We start from the raw sequence: 16,797 nt of genomic DNA on the forward strand, positions 1-16,797 counted from the left end.
CTTTTTTCTCGGAACTGCTTTAGGTGTCAGCCGAAATCCCTGTCATATAATACCGAGACTGCACCGATTTCCAATGTATATTCCTGCAGCATCATATGGTTCTTCTGTTTGTCGTGAAGAATCGGAAAAACTATATCGACCACTTCTGTAAGGCCAAGGGCCAATCCCAGCTGTTCCGCCATTCCAAAAGCGCTCATGGCATTCAGGTTAAGCAGGTGCAATTGATGGAGCTCTTTCCAATACCCTGACGTTCCGCCAAGCATTGATTGCAAATTATCAAGTGCATCACCCATTTTACCCATCAGTTCTCCGGCTTTTTTCCGCACGCTTGAAGGGTCGCGGCCGATCACTTTATATAATTCTTCGATTTGACGTTCGTGTTCTTCTGCTTCTTCAACCATCGCCAGCACAATAGTCTTGATATGGATTTCTCCGATTTTATCTGCCGTCTGCTCGGCCAGTTTTTTGAAAGAAGATTGAATCATGAGCAATTGGTCGAACCATTTCTCCACTTTGTCCAGTTTTTCTTCCCAGCTTTTTTCGTCCAATCCGATAACGATGGGTGTGCCTGCCTTTTCCATCTTTTCACCTCTTTTATTTTTTTGTCACTTTCCATAGAACACCTGTATGGGCATATGCCATCATATGCCCGGTATCCACTTGGGCAACACCAAAGTCAAGAACGTAAAGGCTTTTACCGTCAGGACTGAACTGGCAATCGACCGGCCGTTGAATGCCGCCAATGGTGGACTCGGATTTTGGTTCAGGATGCCGGTTATAAAGGAAGGGTTCGCCTTCTCCTGTTTCCACGTCAACCATCATGACCCGGAAACCGTTGCTCAAATCTTCTTCACGTGGAGAATTAAATGGTGCCATCGTTCCCCATTCGCTGATAAATAACTTGCCGCGGTGGCCGAATTCATCACTTTTGCAAAAATCCATTTTGGTCATGCAGGAATGAGGTTTTTCAAGATACACGGCGGGCCCTGCCCATTCAGGCGGATTCTTGATGAGTTGCTCAGCGGGCTTTCCTTTTTCAGGTAAGTGTTTCTCGTGCCAGACAGGCAAGCCCGTTGCAGCAATGTCCGGAAAACCGTACCAGTCAGGAGAGGTTACCGAACCATGTGGTTTTTTCGCATTTTTGATGTGCCAGATCCGATCCGGATCCATAGCAATCGCCCGTTCACCTTTTTCTTCCATATCATTATCTGAAACATAAAGCTCACCATCTTCACTAAAAGCCATGCCATATGGATTGCGGATTCCCCAGGCAATAAGCTCCGGCTCACTGCCATCAGGTTTCGATCGCCATACCCCTGTCGTACACCAAAGTTCGCCTTTGATGACCTCATCTTCTTTTGCAGGTGTACCAAAAGGTTTGTAGGCACCGGTTTCTGTCAAATACGGATAAGGCATCAAAGGATTGCGGCTGAAAATATTATTGCCGGTAAGCGTTACATCCTGGCCGGGAACATCATGGGCTTCTGGGTTTTTCGCCAAATCTACGGTGAATCCCTGGGGAAGTGCGACGCCGTTTTGCGAAACAGAACCGTGGGCAAAATACATCAGCCCGTCATGCGGACTGAAAAGCGGACCGCCTGGTTCGTGCCAGCCGCCGCTCGGAATCTTATCATGGAGGACTGTGCGCTCGCCGGTAGAGGTATCGTAACGGACAACGCGGGCAAAATATCCGCCTTTTAATGTGACATACAGAAATCCATCACGGTAGGCAAGTCCGCGCGGACCGCCTAAATTTTCTTCTGCAAAGACGTCCAGACTACCATCCAAGCCCAACCTGAGAATCCGCGGAATCATAGCGGGGCGCGTCGGCCAGGTACTTCCGCCTTCATTGATAAACAAAGTTCCATCGTCTGCAAAAGTCATGCCCGTTGGAAAAGAAAGCCCAGCAACCACTGCTTCAACTTCATATCCATCAGGCACGTAAACCTGATCTGCATCTATCGTCGGCCTTGCAGTCGTTGGCAACTTCCGGAGCTTATCTTTTGTCGTCTGAACACCTATCTTCATTGTGCAGCCCTCCTCAATTATTTTGACTATAACATATATTAACTGATTATTCTAAAAATAATAAAGAGGAGAATTTCACTGGAATCAATAAAAATCGAGTCTTAAATAATGGACATCTTACGGGGGAATCGGCTTTTAGACATTGTAAATAAAAAAGGTTATGCTTAACCCAGTTCACCAATCACTTGGGTGATGGGGAGAACGGGAGGATGGTTCAAATGGCATTTTTAGATAAGCTGAACGCAATGAAAGACAAGTCGATTGAAAAAGGCAAGGCGCATTGGGAAGAAAACAAAGACGACTATAAGGAAAAAGCATCGACATATAAAGATAAAGCCATGGTCATGAAAGATGACGTTGCGAATAAGATAAAAGAGAAAACGAAGAAATAAACAATGTAAGTTGACGAAGATAGATTAAGCCCTAATGAGACCACTTTTTAAAGTGGTCTCATTAGGGTTTTTTTATATTTAGTCCCAGTATATTTAATCTGCTGAATCCAACAGCCAAGTTTTATAGAAGAGGAGAGAAGCAATTAACTGGTGTTTATGAGAGTGAAATAACTGAGATTTTTTTGGGGAGTTATAAAGGAATTTACATGGAATCTGATTCAAGTTTCTTCTTTAGTAATAAGATCAATTCTTTTTTGTTTTGTCATATCTGCTAAGTCATCAATTTTTTGCTGTAAATAGTCGCGGTCCATTTTTTTCATCTCAGTGCAATCGAGACCATCCAGGATGTATTTTTGGATTTCCCATAACGACTCATGCCGCATGGATGGTGCACTTTTTGCTGCTCCTTTAAGGGAGTCGGTCATATAGGCTAAAACCGAAATATCATCATTTCCATATTTGGAAATTTGGTAGAAAGTCTCATATAAAATTGTTTTATATGAAGAAAAATCATATAGCACTCTTTTATAGTCTTTTGAATCGGTCATCACCCATCCATGCGTTTTCAACTTGCCCATTTCTCCAAGCAGTCGGCCAACCCGCAAAAGGATGTCATTAGCAGTATTGGGATCATTTAAAGAAGGAGAAATAGCACGTATTGCCACTTCGATTAATTTTTGGACTGCATAGCCAAGATCCTGCTCGACAGTCCGTTCACTGCCAATATTATAAAAATCGCTTAAATCTTTATTCTCTATTTTATTCTTGTGGATATGAATAATAGGTTCATCTTTATAAATATAATCCCCTGTTTTAACGACGACTTCAATTTCAATATCTTTTTTCTCAGCAAATTTAACCAGGCTAACCAGGTCGATAAATTGAACATATCCCTCAGAATCCGCTGTAACTGTATTTTTTTTGCTGCCGGGCTCCCATTTATCCATAGAAACATAATTCTCTTCCTGTAATTTCCGGTATTTGAAAATGACGTCTTCAGTGTCAGTGGTCAGTTTATTTACCAATGCAGTTACTTGTACATTTGAAGAAACGAAATGGATGTAATAGGCAAAGGCTCCAACACAAATGAAACCAATAAGGATTCCGATGCTGGGCGTTAGTACTTCATGGCCGAATGTCTTATCCTGCATGAAAAGCAATGACAGGGAGGTGTAGGCAAATCCGCCAAGAAAAATGCCGAGAATGGTCCGTGTAGTTTGTCCATGCACAAAATTTTCAGGGGCTCGTGGAGAGAATTGTGAGGAATAAGTGGTCAGAACGACCAGCACAGTAGAAAAGGTGAAAGTTGTCATTGTGAGAATAGCTGCCGCTAAAATACCCATGATATCTTTTCCAAGTTCGACATTTGTCAGAAGAATCGGGGGGATGTAACCAATGATTTTTCCTATCAGCAGAAGATCCATATAAAAGCTTGCAATAGATAAAGTGACAGCTGCCAAGCCAAACATTGTGGGGATTAACCAAATTTGCTTTCTTAAATAATAAAAATGGGGCCTCATATTATCCCACCCTCTCCTCTGATAATTAGCATTTTTTTACCCGATATCTTTTGTAAGCAAACACTGTATAAAAAATCTGGAAACAAAGATTTAAATAGAAAAATATAAAAAGGCGCAAGGCTTTTTAAGCCTGCGCCTTTCATTATCTATGAGGAACTCCTCTTTCTGTTGTCATGAAATCGAAGCAGCGGTACTTTCCGCCCGTTCTTTCCGTCCATGCAGTACATAATAAAGAAGGGTAGCAGCAAGAGCCGTAAATCCAAGTATGGCATAAAGGGAACTGAAGCCGGTCAATGGAATGATGAAACCGAGAATATAAGGTCCGAAACCGAGTCCCGCGTCCAGAAAGATAAAGAAGGTCGACGTCGCAAGACCCATCCGGTGAGTCGGAGTCAGTTTGACGGCGATGGCTTGGGTAGTGGATTGCAGATTGCCGAAACCCAAGCCGATCAATATGGCAGAGAGTAAAAAGCTAGGGCTGCTGCTGGCTGTGCTCAGAAGCAATAGTCCTGCAGCGAGAAAGACAAAAGCAGGATACATGACAAAATTGGCTCCTTTAATATCCATTAAGCGGCCGGTAAATGGTCGGGATAATAAAACTGCAATCGCATAGACCACGAAAAAGAAGCTGGCTGTTTCCACAAGGTCGATTTCTATCGCGTAAAAATTGATGAACGAAAGAATGCTGGAAAAGCATAGGGCAGATGTCAATGTTATAAGGGCGATGGGCAAAGCTTTCGGCTCCAGGAAATCAGATAGTTTGAATCCTCTTGCCTGGCCGGTTTTGCTGGAATAATCCACTGGCGGCACTTTTGTAAAAAGGGCGAAAGAAAGACTGACAAGCCCAAATACAACGCACAGGGTGAAAATCATGTCAAAGCTGGTATGCTGGCTCATATAGAGGCCGATGAACGGTCCGATTGCTGTTGCAAGTGTTGAGCTCATGCTGAAATAGCCGATTCCTTCACCTTTTCGTGTCATGGGTATGATCTGAGCCACAATCGTTCCGGCAGCGGTGCTTGCCATTCCGAGCGTCATACCGTGAAGAAAACGGTTGACCAGTAAAAAGCTAAGATTTAAATTCACAAAATAAAGCAGTGTGGTCAATACAAATAAGATAAGTCCAATGACTAATGTTTTCTTTCGGCCAATGTTTTCGATCAGCCGGCCGATAATGATTCGACCAGTCATGGTCCCGATAATGGCAATGCCGGTAACGAGCCCAGCTTGGCTGGTTGTTGCGCCATATTCTGCTACAGCGTATACGGCAATTGTCACAATCAATAGAAAAAAGACTAAAGTTAAGAAAAAATTGACTGTGGATATAAGGATGAATTCTTTTGTCCAGAGTTTTGGTTTTGTTTGATTCACGTGGTGTCTCCTTGTCTGTCAGGGTGTTTTTGAGGAACTTACAGTTCTTCTTCAGAGAATAACTATATCGGAGCAGGCTGGGGAGCACAAGCTTTCGAAGGGTGATGGAAGGAAAATGAAAACAATGTTTAGCTCCGCTTCCTGACGTCAATAACAAGGGTACAGACGTTAATTCAGTTCCAAAAAGGAGTGGATGCAATGCGAAGTACAGCAGTAGCCTTGTCAGAAGTGGTGGATTTTGCAGACGAGTCGAAACGAAAAGGTTTGGAAGGAACCGTTTATCTTCAGCAGAAAGAAACGGCGCAGGGCGGAACGTCATTTGGTGATGAAGATGCCAGCGGCGGAAAAGCCGTAGAGAAAATCCGTCTCCTGTTGGAGACGACGGATAATTCGATGTACTACGAAGACGAGTTTGAAGATATGGATTTCTATAAAGATGCGCTGGTCCAGTTGGAGCGGCTGGAAACTTATTTTCCGATTGAACGTTTGTCGGAAGAGGAAATTAAGAACAAGCTGGAAGAAGAAGAGAAATAGAACAGGCGCATTCCTTCTATGGGGAATGCGCCTGTTTTAATGGTTAAGAAAGTATTGCTTTTCTTATCAAAAATCAAAGTTATCCGGATCGGGACCAACTCGCTTATCTTGGTTTAATGCTGAAATCCGGTCCATATCTTCAATCGATAATTCAAAATCGAAGATCGAAGCATTCTCAACGATGCGCTGTTCGTTCGTTGATTTCGGAATCGTTACGACACCGTTCTGCAAATCCCAGCGAAGAATAACCTGGGCAACGGATTTTCCGTATTTCTCACCGATTTCCTTCAGCACCGGCTGGTCCAGCAATTCGCCGGCCATCAACGGCGACCACGCTTCTAATTGAATTCCCTGTTCCACACAATACGCCTGAACTTCTTTTTGCGTGAGGTATGGATGATATTCGATTTGATTGACCATCGGTTTCACGGTCGCTTCCGACAGCAAATCTTTCAGGTGATGCACATGGAAATTGCTGACGCCGATCGCTTTGACTCGGCCATCATTATAGAGGGTTTCCATCGCTTTCCACGTTTCTTTGTATTTGCCTTCAACCGGCCAGTGGATTAAGTATAAATCCAGATAATCCAAACCAAGACGTTCCAGACTCGCTTCGTATGCTGCGATGGTGGAGTCGTAGCCCTGATCCGAGTTCCAAACTTTTGACGTTATGAATAAATCTTCCCGTGAAATCCCTGCTTCTTCAATGCCTTCACGGATTCCCTGACCAGTGGCTTCCTCATTCTGATAGATAGCTGCCGTATCGATACTGCGGTATCCATGTTTTATCGCAGTTTTTACCGCGTTGACCAATTCGGGTCCTTCTTTGACTCTGAAAACACCCAGTCCGAACCACGGCATTTCAGCACCGCCTTGCAGTTGCACAACATCCTGTAAACTTTTTTCCATAATAAAAGAACCTCCTATATTGTGATAATGAATTTGATGAATTCAAGCAGTGACTGAAAAACTGCGAATGTTTATCCATACCCGAAAATTGGAAGATAAAGCGTCGAAGATTGGGTTTATTGAAAGGGTGGAATTTTTTATCGTCGATTTTTTGGAGTTTATCGTCGGTTTTTGATCGTTTATCGTCGATTTTTTTAGGTTTATCGTCGATTTTCAGCCGTTTATCGTCGATTCCGTCAAATCAGCCGATGAAATAGAGGAGCAGAAGTTGCCACACTTAAGATTTTGACTTTTATTTAATTGTGATAGCTCACCTCGATAGATGTTATAATTACAAGATATGTTGAGATTTTAGAACAGGTGATTAAATGGTTCAGGCACAGGCAATTACATATAAAACGTCAATCAGAATAACCAAAACCGCTTCAGAAAAAATGAGAGGGTTCGGCATCAGCGAACGCTCGTTTTTTAATGGAGCAAAGCCTTTCAAACTGTTCATGGAACGCTACCCGACAGGCGCGGATGGTTCTCTTTCGGTTGCGCTGTTTTTCGGTTCGGAGGAAGCAGAACGTCTGACGGGTAAGGAAACGGAAGGGTCTATCGTGCTGCACTGCGTTTTCCGCAACCATCAATTGCTGGTGACGAACGTGACGCTTCGAAAAGCGTTTCAATCAGTCGGCACAAACTGGCAGCGTGAGGAGTCAGTCATGTTCACCGATTCACGAGACCCTGTTCCGGTCGCATTCATCAATCTGATCAACCGGATGACGCCGGCAAAAGAGCGGTCCGATTATGTGAAAAAACGTATTTCCAGCTGGGAAGGCTATTTAAAGATCCAGGAACAAGGCATGGATATTCCGGATATCAAGTCGGCGTATTCGACGCTTGCATTCAGCCATGACTTCAGCCGCATTACGCTGACAGGCTGCCGGATGAACGATACAGAATGGAAGAACCTGCGCAATTTGAGCGTTCGGCTTACCGGTATCGACGGCGATGTCGGTACGGTGATGAAAGCTTCGAAGAAAATTATCGAAGTCGAATTAAACTCTTACATAATCAAGCAGCTGCGTGAAAAAGGGCATAGCCTCACCAAAAAAGAAGTCGTATTCAGCAACTTTGCGGCGCTCAGCCAAATCCGCCGCTTGCGCCAAGGCTTCACGAATTTGGAAAAAGGGCTGGCGGTGAATCCGCAGCTCGACCGTCTTTTATTCGAAGAGAAACCGAAAGTGGCACCATTGAAACAATTGGAAAAGCTGACTTTCCATAACAGGCTGAACGAGTTTCAGCAGCAGGCAGTGTCCGGCGCAATGGCTGCGGAAGATTTGTATGCCATCCAAGGGCCGCCGGGAACCGGGAAAACGACTGTCATTTCGGAAATCTGTCTGCAAAATGCGAAAAAAGGCTTGCGTACACTTGTCGCTTCCCAGTCGAATCTGGCGGTTGATAATGCGCTTGGCCGTTTATTTTCCAATAAAGATATCCGTATTCTGCGCGTCGGGCGGACGGAAAGCATCGAAGAAGACGGCAAAAAGTTCATCGAAGAAAACGTCGGCCAGTACTGGAAGGAAAGTACGCTGAAAGAGATAACGGCGCAATACGAGACGCGTTCAAAGCGCCAGGTGGAAATCGCCAGGCAACTTGAGGCGACCGAAGGAGCGTATGCAGAACTGCAGCCGATTTTTGAAGATTTGAAGACAGCGGTATCAGCGAAAAAAGACGCGCTGGAACAAAAGAAAGAAATCGAACTCCTGTTGAATAAAGAAAAGCATAAACTCGAGGCTTTCAATCTGCAAAAAGAGCAATCCTTACGCGAACAACAAGACAGTGAACAAAAACTTGAAGCGTTGTCCGCGGCGATTGCCAAAGACGAGGCGGCAGTCGACAGCGGCAAGGATCTGGACTGGTTCAGTGAAGAGCAGGAGCGACGTAAAAAGGTCATCCATCAACTGGAGCACGTTCTTAAGCTCGAGCAATTGGAAAAGCAAATCACAGAGAAGAAACAGGAAATTTCAGTGATAGCCGATAAACGAAATCAACTGGCTGGTTTGATTGACGCAAAAAAAGTTGCACTGGAAGAAATTGAAGACATCAAAAAAGTCGATGGCCTGATGCGAATGATGGCTGCACAGAAAATCGAGGAAACAACGGCAATTACCTATTCGACCGGCAAACTCGATATGATCCGCGATAAGATGGCGGAGCGGAAAAACCTGGAGAAAGTGAATGCCAGCCTGACAGCGGCAATCGCCTATGTGGAAAAACTGCTGGCACCCGCCGGAGTGGCACTAGATAAGGTAAAAGAAACCGCGCTGGCACAAGGCGGTTCGTTCAGTCTGGCAGAAATCGAAGAGTTTCTCGAAAAGCTGCGCGTCTTCATGAAGAGTTCGCCGAGCATCGATCCGGCTGCACTTGCAAAAGCGTTGGCAGGATTATATAAACGCCAAAACGAATTGTGGCGAAGAGGCGCGGAGCTGAAATCTCCTGAAGTTTATATCGAAGATTCCAAGCGGGCGTTTCAGGAGTTGAAGCGGGCAATCAACGCAGAGCTGGTGAAACAGCAACAGCATTATGGCGCGCTGAATGACAAATGGCTAATCGAACTGGAAAAAATGCAGCAGGAGCTTTCAAGTTTGGAGCGGCAAGCAACACCATTGCCAGCCGATTTTAACATTCCGGCTGATATTGAAGAAGCAATTCGCCTGCATCAAGCTGAACTTTCCAATCTCGAACAAGACAAAGAAGCTTTCGAACAAGTCGGTGAGCGACTCGAAACGCAGCGAAAAGAACAGCTTACGGAAACGAAAGCACTTGGCGATATCCAAAAAAGACTGGGTGAGATCGAAGCGGTTCTTGAGCAAGTGCAGGAATGTTTAAGCAGCCAGGAAATAGAAATGGCAAGACTGGAAAACATCATCGCCACAGATCCTGAAGCGGAATACGAAAAAACGGCGAAACAGCTCGCCAGCCTTTCATTCGACAGGGAATCACTCACGCAGGAGCAGAAGAATCTGCCGCTTATGCAGACGATCCAAAAGAAATGGCTGGAGCTATTGAAAGATGCCAACGACCACGATTTGGATGAAATCCGCAAATTGTATATCAAGCACGCCAACGTGATCGGGACGACGTGCGTGGCTTCGGCGCGCAAAGATTTCATTGATAATTATCCGGTGTTTGATGTCGTCATCATCGACGAAGTGTCGAAAGCGACACCGCCGGAATTGCTGCTGCCGATGCTGAAAGGCAAGAAAATCATCCTCGTCGGCGACCATCATCAATTGCCGCCGCTTCTCGGCAACGATACATTGGAAGAAACGCTTGAGGAAATGATCAAGGAAAACAGCGGCTTTGAGGAAAAGCGAGAACTTGAGAAGCTGCTCGAAGAGTCGCTGTTTGAACGTTTGTATAAAAATCTGCCGGAGAGCAATAAAACGATGCTCGCAATCCAGTACCGGATGCATGAAGACATCATGGAGACGATTGCACCGTTCTATAAATTCGACAACGACCAATTGCAATGCGGACTGGAAGATTCCGACCGGGACCGCGATCACTTCCTGGAATCACCGGGCGTGAAACGCGGCAACCATCTCATGTGGATCGACTTGCCGAATGAACCGGCGTATTTCGAAGAACGGATGAGCGGTGGAAAGAGCTTGTATAATCCAGCCGAGTTGCAGGAAATCAGCCGGTTGCTGGTTGAGTTGAATGATGCAGTGGCTGTTGCGAAGGCGGCTGGCAGAATAGATGCCGATGAACTGAAAACAGTCGGCGTCATTTCATTTTACGGTGAACAAGTGAAACGACTGCAGCGCATGATTGACCAGGAATTGCGCTTGCCGCATTTGACGATCCGTACAGGCACCGTCGACCGATTCCAGGGCAGTGAAATGGAAATCATTTTGTTGAGTATGGTGCGCAATAACCAAAACAACCACGGCGATATCGGCTTTGCAAAAGATTACCGTCGTTTGAACGTGGCTTTATCGCGGGCGAAGCAATTGCTTGTCATGATCGGCAGTTCGGAGATGTTTACGCAGCGTGCGAAAAAAGAAGAAACGAAGCGGATGTATCAGCATGTGCTCGCCACTGTTGAGAAGAAAAACGGCTTGAAAGTCTTGCAGAAGGGATGAGCGCATGGAGAAACTGATAGAGAGACTCAGCTCGGAGATCACGCAGAACCGTGATGTGTCGATTCGGAAAAGCGATGTCTGGCAGCTGCCGGTCATTTCATATGAAGTGTCTTTCGACCGGGTCAAGCGGCTGAAGATGGATATCCTGATGAAAATGCTGCTGTTCGCGTTTCAGCAGTCCGAAATCCGCCGCGCCGCCGTCCTGGCTGATATGCTGTCGGTGGAAGAGCTGTTTGTCAGTGATCTGATCGACAAGATGCAGCGTACGGGACTGGTGCTGCTTGGGAAAAAAGGTTATGTGCTAACACCGAAAGGCCATGATTATCTGGACAAAGGCATTTTCGAGGAAGAGCTGGACGGGGAGCAGGCGGTGATTTCCTATAGTGCGGCACATGATTCTTATCGGTTAAGTGAAATAGATAATTCACCGAATGAAGGTGAGTTTTCGATTTATCGATATGCGATAGAGAAGGACGTGGAAGAAGAATCGATGCTCGAGTTGCTCGCAAATGAGAAAAACTCGACAGAAGAAGGTTTTCAAATTCTCGTCTCTGGGATTGAGGATTTCGAAGAACTCGAAACCGTTTTTATTCCCTGCATCGAATTTCAATGTTATGACCGGAAGCAAGACATTCTGTTTGCCCGCGTCTGGAATACAGGAACGGGAGTATGGGATGAAACGCTGGAGAAAGCGATTGAAGAACGCGAACTTGTGGAATGGCGAGAGGCAATGAAAGCGGAAGTTGAGATTGCTGGACAGAGTGAATGAAACAAGAAAAAGGTGCAGAAGCGATTGCCGTTTCTGCACCTTTTTGTTTGGTTTTTTCGCTTTTCGTTTACGAAAAGCATGCATTATGTGTTTTGACTTAAGATTTAGATTGAAGTGAACTCTATTTTTATGCGAAAACGGCTATTTACATTGCTATTTACTATAATTTTTTAGACATATAACCAGATATCGGCGCTCAGGAAATTAAATCAGCGTTCAGCAGATTATATCGGCGTTCAGGAAATTAAATCAGCGTTCAGCAGATTATATCGGCGCTCACGAAAATATATCGGCGTTCGCCGATTTTTCGCCAAAATTATAACAACAATAAAAGGAGTGGAAACGGCGGCCGTTTCCACTCCTCATTAATTACTGCTTATCATTTTTGTACTGCATATAAACTACTTGCGTAGCTAGGAAATCTTCCATACCGTGCTTGCCGTCGGCTCCGCCGAGGCCGGATTGGCGCATGCCGGCATGATAGCCCTGCACGGCTTCAAAATTCTCACGGTTAACATAAGTTTCACCGAATTTCATTTCATTGACGACGCGCATCGCTTCGTTGAGGTCGTCGGTGTAAACGGAAGAAGACAGGCCGTATACGGTGTCGTTCGCTTTTTCGATTGCCTCATCCAATGTTTTGAATGTCGTGATAGGGAGGACGGGGCCGAAAACTTCTTCGCGGATTATCTCCGAATCATGTGCCACATTGGTCAAAATGGTCGGTTTGTAGAAAAAGCCGCTTTCGATGTCCGGACGTTCTCCGCCAGCCGCAACCACAGAACCTTGTTCGACTGCCTCTTTGACCATGCTTTCCACGGTCTCAAGACGGTCCTGGCTGATTAACGGACCGACTTCCACATCTTTATTTTCACGTGGATTGCCCAAAATTTTCGATTCGAATGCCTTAACCAGTTTCTCGGTCAATGCTTCCGCGACACTTTCATGTACATAGAGACGTTCGGCATTTGTGCAGGCTTGTCCCCCATTGGCAAGCCGTGAATCGGTGATGGCTTTAGCCGCCAGCTCCAAATCTGCATTCTGCGTCACGATGGCCGGTGCTTTGCCGCCCAGTTCCAGATTGACTTTGGTGATATTCTGCGCTGCCGCTTCCATCACTTTCGTTCCGGCCTGCACACTGCCTGTCATCGTGATCAGCTGCACTTTTTTATGCGCCGCCAGTGCATTGCCGATTTCAGATCCGGTGCCTGTCACTACGTTATAGACACCTGCTGGAATTTCATCCATCGCGTCAATGATTTTGGTGAATTCCATTGCTGTATTCGGCGTCTGCTGGCTCGGCTTGATGACAATTGTACAGCCGGTCACCAAGGCAGTAGCGACTTTTCGCGCGAGAATAAAGACGGGGAAGTTCCAGGGGATAATCCCGGCTACGACGCCGATCGGTTTTTTATAGATGAAGATATTCTCGTTCGGGCGGTCACTCGGCAGTATTTCGCCTTCGATTCTTCTTGCCCATTCGGACATATAATGGAAATAATCGATGGCGAGATCCACTTCGCCGCTTGCGAGTTCATAGTCTTTTCCTTGTTCTTCCTGTAATAAATCGATAAAAGTATCCCGTTTTTTGGCGATTTCATCACCAAGCTTACGGACGATTTTTCCGCGTTCGATATTTGGCGTCAGTTCCCATGCCTGCTGCGCCTGGAATGCCGCTTCGACTGCTTTATCAACGTCTTCCTCATTGCCTTTCGGAATTTGTGAAATCACTTCTTCAGTGGCTGGGTTTATGATATCAATCCATTCATTTCCGGTGGAATCTATATATTTGCCGTTCACATACAATTGATGTTTCTGCAAAGTTGCTTCCTCCTAGTATTGAGATTATTATGTTTTTCCCGTTGCACCAAGTGTTAAACAAAGCGGAAAAATAAGAAGTTCACTTTGTCTCTTAAGACAAAGAACCTGTACCAAAGCTTGTTAGGCTCCCGAAATAATTTGGTGGTCACTGAGTTCAATTACTTAATAATTATTATTTCAAAAAAGACATCGATTTTTAATGAATAAAAGAGGAAATGTTATGAAAACGCATACATATAAATTTTTAGTGAAATTTTTAAAAAATAATGAAATAACATTCAATCAATTCATTGAATTCCGAAAATTGTTCTCTATAATGGAATGAACAGAATAGAAAGGATAGGATGTTATGAAAAAGGATTTGCGGATCAACAGTAAAGTATTTGAGGGAGCGATGAAAGCACCGAACCGGGCAATGCTCCGGTCGGTTGGTGTTACAGATGAAGATTTCAAAAAACCGATGATTGGTGTTGCGAGTACCTGGAGTCAAGTGACACCCTGCAATATACATATTCATGATTTAGCCGTCAGTGCTAAAGAAGGAGCAAGAGCTGCAGGCGGAGTACCATTTATTTTTAATACAATTACGGTGTCGGATGGTATTTCAATGGGGACGGAAGGCATGCGTTATTCGCTGCCGAGCCGCGATGTCATTGCGGATTCCATTGAAACAGTGGTCGGAGCGGAAAGTCTGGATGGGCTTGTGGCGATCGGAGGCTGTGATAAGAATATTCCAGGGTGCATGATTGCCATCGCCAATTCGGATGTTCCTGCGGTCTTTGTCTACGGCGGAACGATTGCGCCTGGACGCCATAATGGCCAGGATATTGATATCGTTTCTGTTTTTGAAGGAGTCGGCCAGCACAATAACGGAGACATCAGCGATGATACATTACGCAGCATTGAGTGCGGAGCTTGTCCGGGAGCGGGATCTTGCGGAGGAATGTATACTGCGAATACAATGGCGTCTGCTGCTGAAGCGATTGGCATCAGTATGCCTGGCAGTTCATCGAACCCAGCTGAGTCACAAGCTAAACTGGATGATTGTGCAAAAGCGGGAGCTGCAGTTTACAACCTGCTGGAAAAAGAAATCTATCCGAAAGACATCATGACGAAAGAAGCGTTTGAAAATGCAATTACTGTTGTCATGGCACTCGGTGGATCGACAAACGCAGTCCTTCATTTATTGGCGATTGCCCATGCCAGTGAAGTGGATTTGACGATTGATGATTTCAACCGCCTGCAAAAGACAGTGCCGCATATTGCGGACTTGAAACCGAGCGGCAAATACGTCATGCAGGACCTTCACCGCGTCGGAGGCGTCCAGGCCGTTATGAAGCTCCTTCTGGAAGCCGGTTACCTCCATGGGGATTGTATGACAGTCACCGGTAAAACAGTAGCCGAAAATTTAAAAGATGCTCCTGACCTTACTGAAGGACAGAAAGTGATCACACCGCTTGATCAGCCGAAACGAAAAGACGGTCCATTGATTGTCTTAAAGGGTAATCTTTCTCCTAGCGGGGCCGTTGCAAAAGTATCCGGGGTGAAAGTCAAACGCCATACGGGACCAGCGCGTGTCTACGATACCGAACAGGAAGCTACAGCAGCCGTCATGGCCAATGAAATCGAAGACGGAGATGTTCTGGTGATCCGCTATGTCGGCCCGAAAGGCGGTCCGGGAATGCCTGAGATGTTATCGATTTCTGCAATTTTGGTAGGCAAAGGGATGGGCGAAACCGTTGCATTACTGACGGACGGCCGGTTCTCCGGTGGAACCCATGGATTGGTGGTAGGACACATCTCTCCAGAAGCGCAAGCGGGTGGACCAATCGCTTTATTGAAAGAAGGAGACCTGGTGACAATCGACTCGGATTTGCAGGAAATCACGGTTGACGTTTCTGAAGAAGAATTGAATGAGCGCCGTAAATTATGGCAAGCACCGCCTCTTTATAAGAAAGGTGTGCTTGGAAAGTATGCCCATAATGTTTCTTGTTCTTCCAAAGGTGCAGTTACAGACTATTTGAATAGAGAAACTTCTCCAAGTGAAGTGAAAATATAACTAAAAAAAGGCACACTCTTTTGTAAGAGTGTGCCTTTTTTATTGGCAAATTCTTTGAATCAATCGGAATTCCGTGATGTTTTCAGGCCTTTCATATGCAATACGGTAAAACATGCATTTTTGTTTTTAACTTAGGATGTTGATTGAAGATAACCGTTTATCCAAAGTGAGAGGATTAAAGAAAGGCATAGTATTTATTATGCCTGCTTCAATTCAGCAGTTTTAGATGAAGGCTGATCGATCCGTTCACAAACCAGTATTTCCCGCAGGAATAAACTCTTTTTCGCGATGCAGCGGTCGATGATTTTAAAGCCGGCATCTTGAATCATATGGTCGATCGGTTCAATGGTGACGACCAGCAGTTTTTCCGCAAAAGGGTGGGCATCTTTTAAAATTTCCTGCTGTTCATCAGGTGTTGCGTGCGTGTACAGATTGTAAGGCATATCGATAATTGCGACGTCGTATTGCTCTGTAATGTCGGCGATTGGCCCCAATTCGACCGTTCCCGTCAATCCGAAATGGGCGATGTTTTCCCGTGACCCGTCAACGACGAGTGGATTGATATCGCGCCCATCAATATCGATGCCCATCGATAAAGCTTCGACTAGAACGGTTCCGATGCCGCAGCAAGGGTCGATCGCTTTAACGCCAACAGGATTCGGCACAGCAATATTGGCGATGGCCCGGGCTACTTTCGTGCTCAGCGCCGTGGAATATTCCCGTGGTTTCTGCTGGTGGCGGAACCAGACAGACTCGCTCAGCTGATATTTTCCAAAATACCATCGGCCGCGAAATGGAATCAGCCCGAATGTGATATCAGGATCATGGACGTCAGCGCGTCCTGTGATGACAGCACCGATTTGCCGTTCAATATCGCGTTTTTCCATATATTCAACTTTATCAGCCAAAGCCAGGTCATTGATTTTCGGGAAAATCACTTTGAAAGTAGCAGTTTCCATGTCCACATCAGCGGCTTGCTCTAATATCTCTGCCAGTCCACTGGCTTCAAACAACACTTCAAGCCGCTCTTTGATAAACGGGCTTCTGCTCGGATCGATGCCGAATGTACTTTTAATAATTTTATCTTCCGTGTCTTTGCCAAAAAATGCGCGCATCTCCAAATGGCAAAGTTCCCTTTCATCCCCGTGGTATGCATATGTGTATATAAATTCACCAGTCGGTGTTAATCGTTTCAATTCATCCCGTCCTTCTAAGCCGTATGTAGTTATTATACCAAGAACATCAGCAAAACATGTCG

The 16,797-nt window shown here is 45.4% G+C and carries 12 protein-coding genes; 5 read left to right on the forward strand and 7 right to left on the reverse strand.

Annotated features, from left to right (window positions below):
* Nucleotides 1-26: 26 nt before the first annotated feature.
* On the reverse strand, nt 27-581 hold the full coding sequence (locus DP120_RS09975) for a hypothetical protein (protein ID WP_112223524.1): 555 nt from the start codon (nt 579-581) through the stop codon (nt 27-29).
* A gap of 13 nt (nt 582-594) precedes the next feature.
* The gene (locus DP120_RS09980) at nt 595-2,028 is read right to left on the reverse strand and encodes a PQQ-dependent sugar dehydrogenase (RefSeq protein WP_112223525.1); all 1,434 of its coding nucleotides are present in this window, start codon (nt 2,026-2,028) and stop codon (nt 595-597) included.
* A 218-nt stretch (nt 2,029-2,246) separates the two neighbouring features.
* Between DP120_RS09980 and DP120_RS18475 the strand changes: the two genes are divergently transcribed.
* Complete coding sequence (locus DP120_RS18475) at nt 2,247-2,420, forward strand: hypothetical protein (protein ID WP_165843770.1); 174 nt, start codon at nt 2,247-2,249, stop codon at nt 2,418-2,420.
* A 218-nt stretch (nt 2,421-2,638) separates the two neighbouring features.
* Here DP120_RS18475 and DP120_RS09985 read toward each other — a convergent pair whose 3' ends face one another.
* Together DP120_RS09985 and DP120_RS09990 are read right to left on the reverse strand one after the other, a co-directional pair.
* The gene (locus tag DP120_RS09985; protein WP_112223526.1) at nt 2,639-3,940 is read right to left on the reverse strand and encodes a DUF2254 domain-containing protein; all 1,302 of its coding nucleotides are present in this window, start codon (nt 3,938-3,940) and stop codon (nt 2,639-2,641) included.
* Between the two features lie 171 nt (nt 3,941-4,111).
* Nucleotides 4,112-5,311 (reverse strand): MFS transporter, encoded by a 1,200-nt coding sequence (locus DP120_RS09990; protein WP_112223527.1) that lies wholly within the window; start codon nt 5,309-5,311, stop codon nt 4,112-4,114.
* A gap of 198 nt (nt 5,312-5,509) precedes the next feature.
* Between DP120_RS09990 and DP120_RS09995 the strand changes: the two genes are divergently transcribed.
* Complete coding sequence (locus DP120_RS09995) at nt 5,510-5,845, forward strand: hypothetical protein (RefSeq protein WP_112223528.1); 336 nt, start codon at nt 5,510-5,512, stop codon at nt 5,843-5,845.
* Nucleotides 5,846-5,911: 66 nt separating this feature from the next.
* Here the strand turns inward: DP120_RS09995 and DP120_RS10000 are convergent, their stop codons facing one another.
* Entirely contained in the window at nt 5,912-6,754 is an 843-nt protein-coding gene (locus DP120_RS10000) for an aldo/keto reductase (protein WP_112223529.1), read from the reverse strand.
* A 368-nt stretch (nt 6,755-7,122) separates the two neighbouring features.
* Between DP120_RS10000 and DP120_RS10005 the strand changes: the two genes are divergently transcribed.
* Both DP120_RS10005 and DP120_RS10010 read left to right on the forward strand, forming a co-directional pair.
* On the forward strand, nt 7,123-10,890 hold the full coding sequence (locus DP120_RS10005; protein ID WP_112223530.1) for an AAA domain-containing protein: 3,768 nt from the start codon (nt 7,123-7,125) through the stop codon (nt 10,888-10,890).
* Between the two features lie 4 nt (nt 10,891-10,894).
* Complete coding sequence (locus DP120_RS10010; RefSeq protein ID WP_112223531.1) at nt 10,895-11,659, forward strand: hypothetical protein; 765 nt, start codon at nt 10,895-10,897, stop codon at nt 11,657-11,659.
* A gap of 369 nt (nt 11,660-12,028) precedes the next feature.
* Here the strand turns inward: DP120_RS10010 and aldA are convergent, their stop codons facing one another.
* Nucleotides 12,029-13,480, reverse strand: coding sequence for an aldehyde dehydrogenase (aldA, locus tag DP120_RS10015; protein WP_112223532.1), 1,452 nt, complete (start codon nt 13,478-13,480; stop codon nt 12,029-12,031).
* A 349-nt stretch (nt 13,481-13,829) separates the two neighbouring features.
* Between aldA and ilvD the strand changes: the two genes are divergently transcribed.
* Nucleotides 13,830-15,539, forward strand: coding sequence for a dihydroxy-acid dehydratase (gene ilvD, locus DP120_RS10020; RefSeq protein ID WP_112223533.1), 1,710 nt, complete (start codon nt 13,830-13,832; stop codon nt 15,537-15,539).
* A gap of 197 nt (nt 15,540-15,736) precedes the next feature.
* On the opposite strand, the gene DP120_RS10025 is transcribed toward ilvD, so the two are convergent.
* Nucleotides 15,737-16,735, reverse strand: coding sequence for a TRM11 family SAM-dependent methyltransferase (locus DP120_RS10025; RefSeq protein ID WP_112223534.1), 999 nt, complete (start codon nt 16,733-16,735; stop codon nt 15,737-15,739).
* Between the last annotated feature and the right edge of the window lie 62 nt (nt 16,736-16,797).

It is taken from the genome of Planococcus halotolerans (assembly GCF_003289955.1).
Taxonomy (GTDB): domain Bacteria; phylum Bacillota; class Bacilli; order Bacillales_A; family Planococcaceae; genus Planococcus; species Planococcus halotolerans.

Bases quoted from the DNA above. Each gene is read 5' to 3' on its own strand.
- DP120_RS09975 (WP_112223524.1), bottom strand. From the start codon at position 581: ATGGAAAAGGCAGGCACACCCATCGTTATCGGATTGGACGAAAAAAGC.
- DP120_RS18475 (WP_165843770.1), top strand. From the start codon at position 2,247: ATGGCATTTTTAGATAAGCTGAACGCAATGAAAGACAAGTCGATTGAA.
- DP120_RS10005 (WP_112223530.1), top strand. From the start codon at position 7,123: ATGGTTCAGGCACAGGCAATTACATATAAAACGTCAATCAGAATAACC.
- DP120_RS09995 (WP_112223528.1), top strand. From the start codon at position 5,510: ATGCGAAGTACAGCAGTAGCCTTGTCAGAAGTGGTGGATTTTGCAGAC.
- DP120_RS09985 (WP_112223526.1), bottom strand. From the start codon at position 3,940: ATGAGGCCCCATTTTTATTATTTAAGAAAGCAAATTTGGTTAATCCCC.
- ilvD (WP_112223533.1), top strand. From the start codon at position 13,830: ATGAAAAAGGATTTGCGGATCAACAGTAAAGTATTTGAGGGAGCGATG.
- DP120_RS10000 (WP_112223529.1), bottom strand. From the start codon at position 6,754: ATGGAAAAAAGTTTACAGGATGTTGTGCAACTGCAAGGCGGTGCTGAA.
- DP120_RS09980 (WP_112223525.1), bottom strand. From the start codon at position 2,028: ATGAAGATAGGTGTTCAGACGACAAAAGATAAGCTCCGGAAGTTGCCA.
- DP120_RS10010 (WP_112223531.1), top strand. From the start codon at position 10,895: ATGGAGAAACTGATAGAGAGACTCAGCTCGGAGATCACGCAGAACCGT.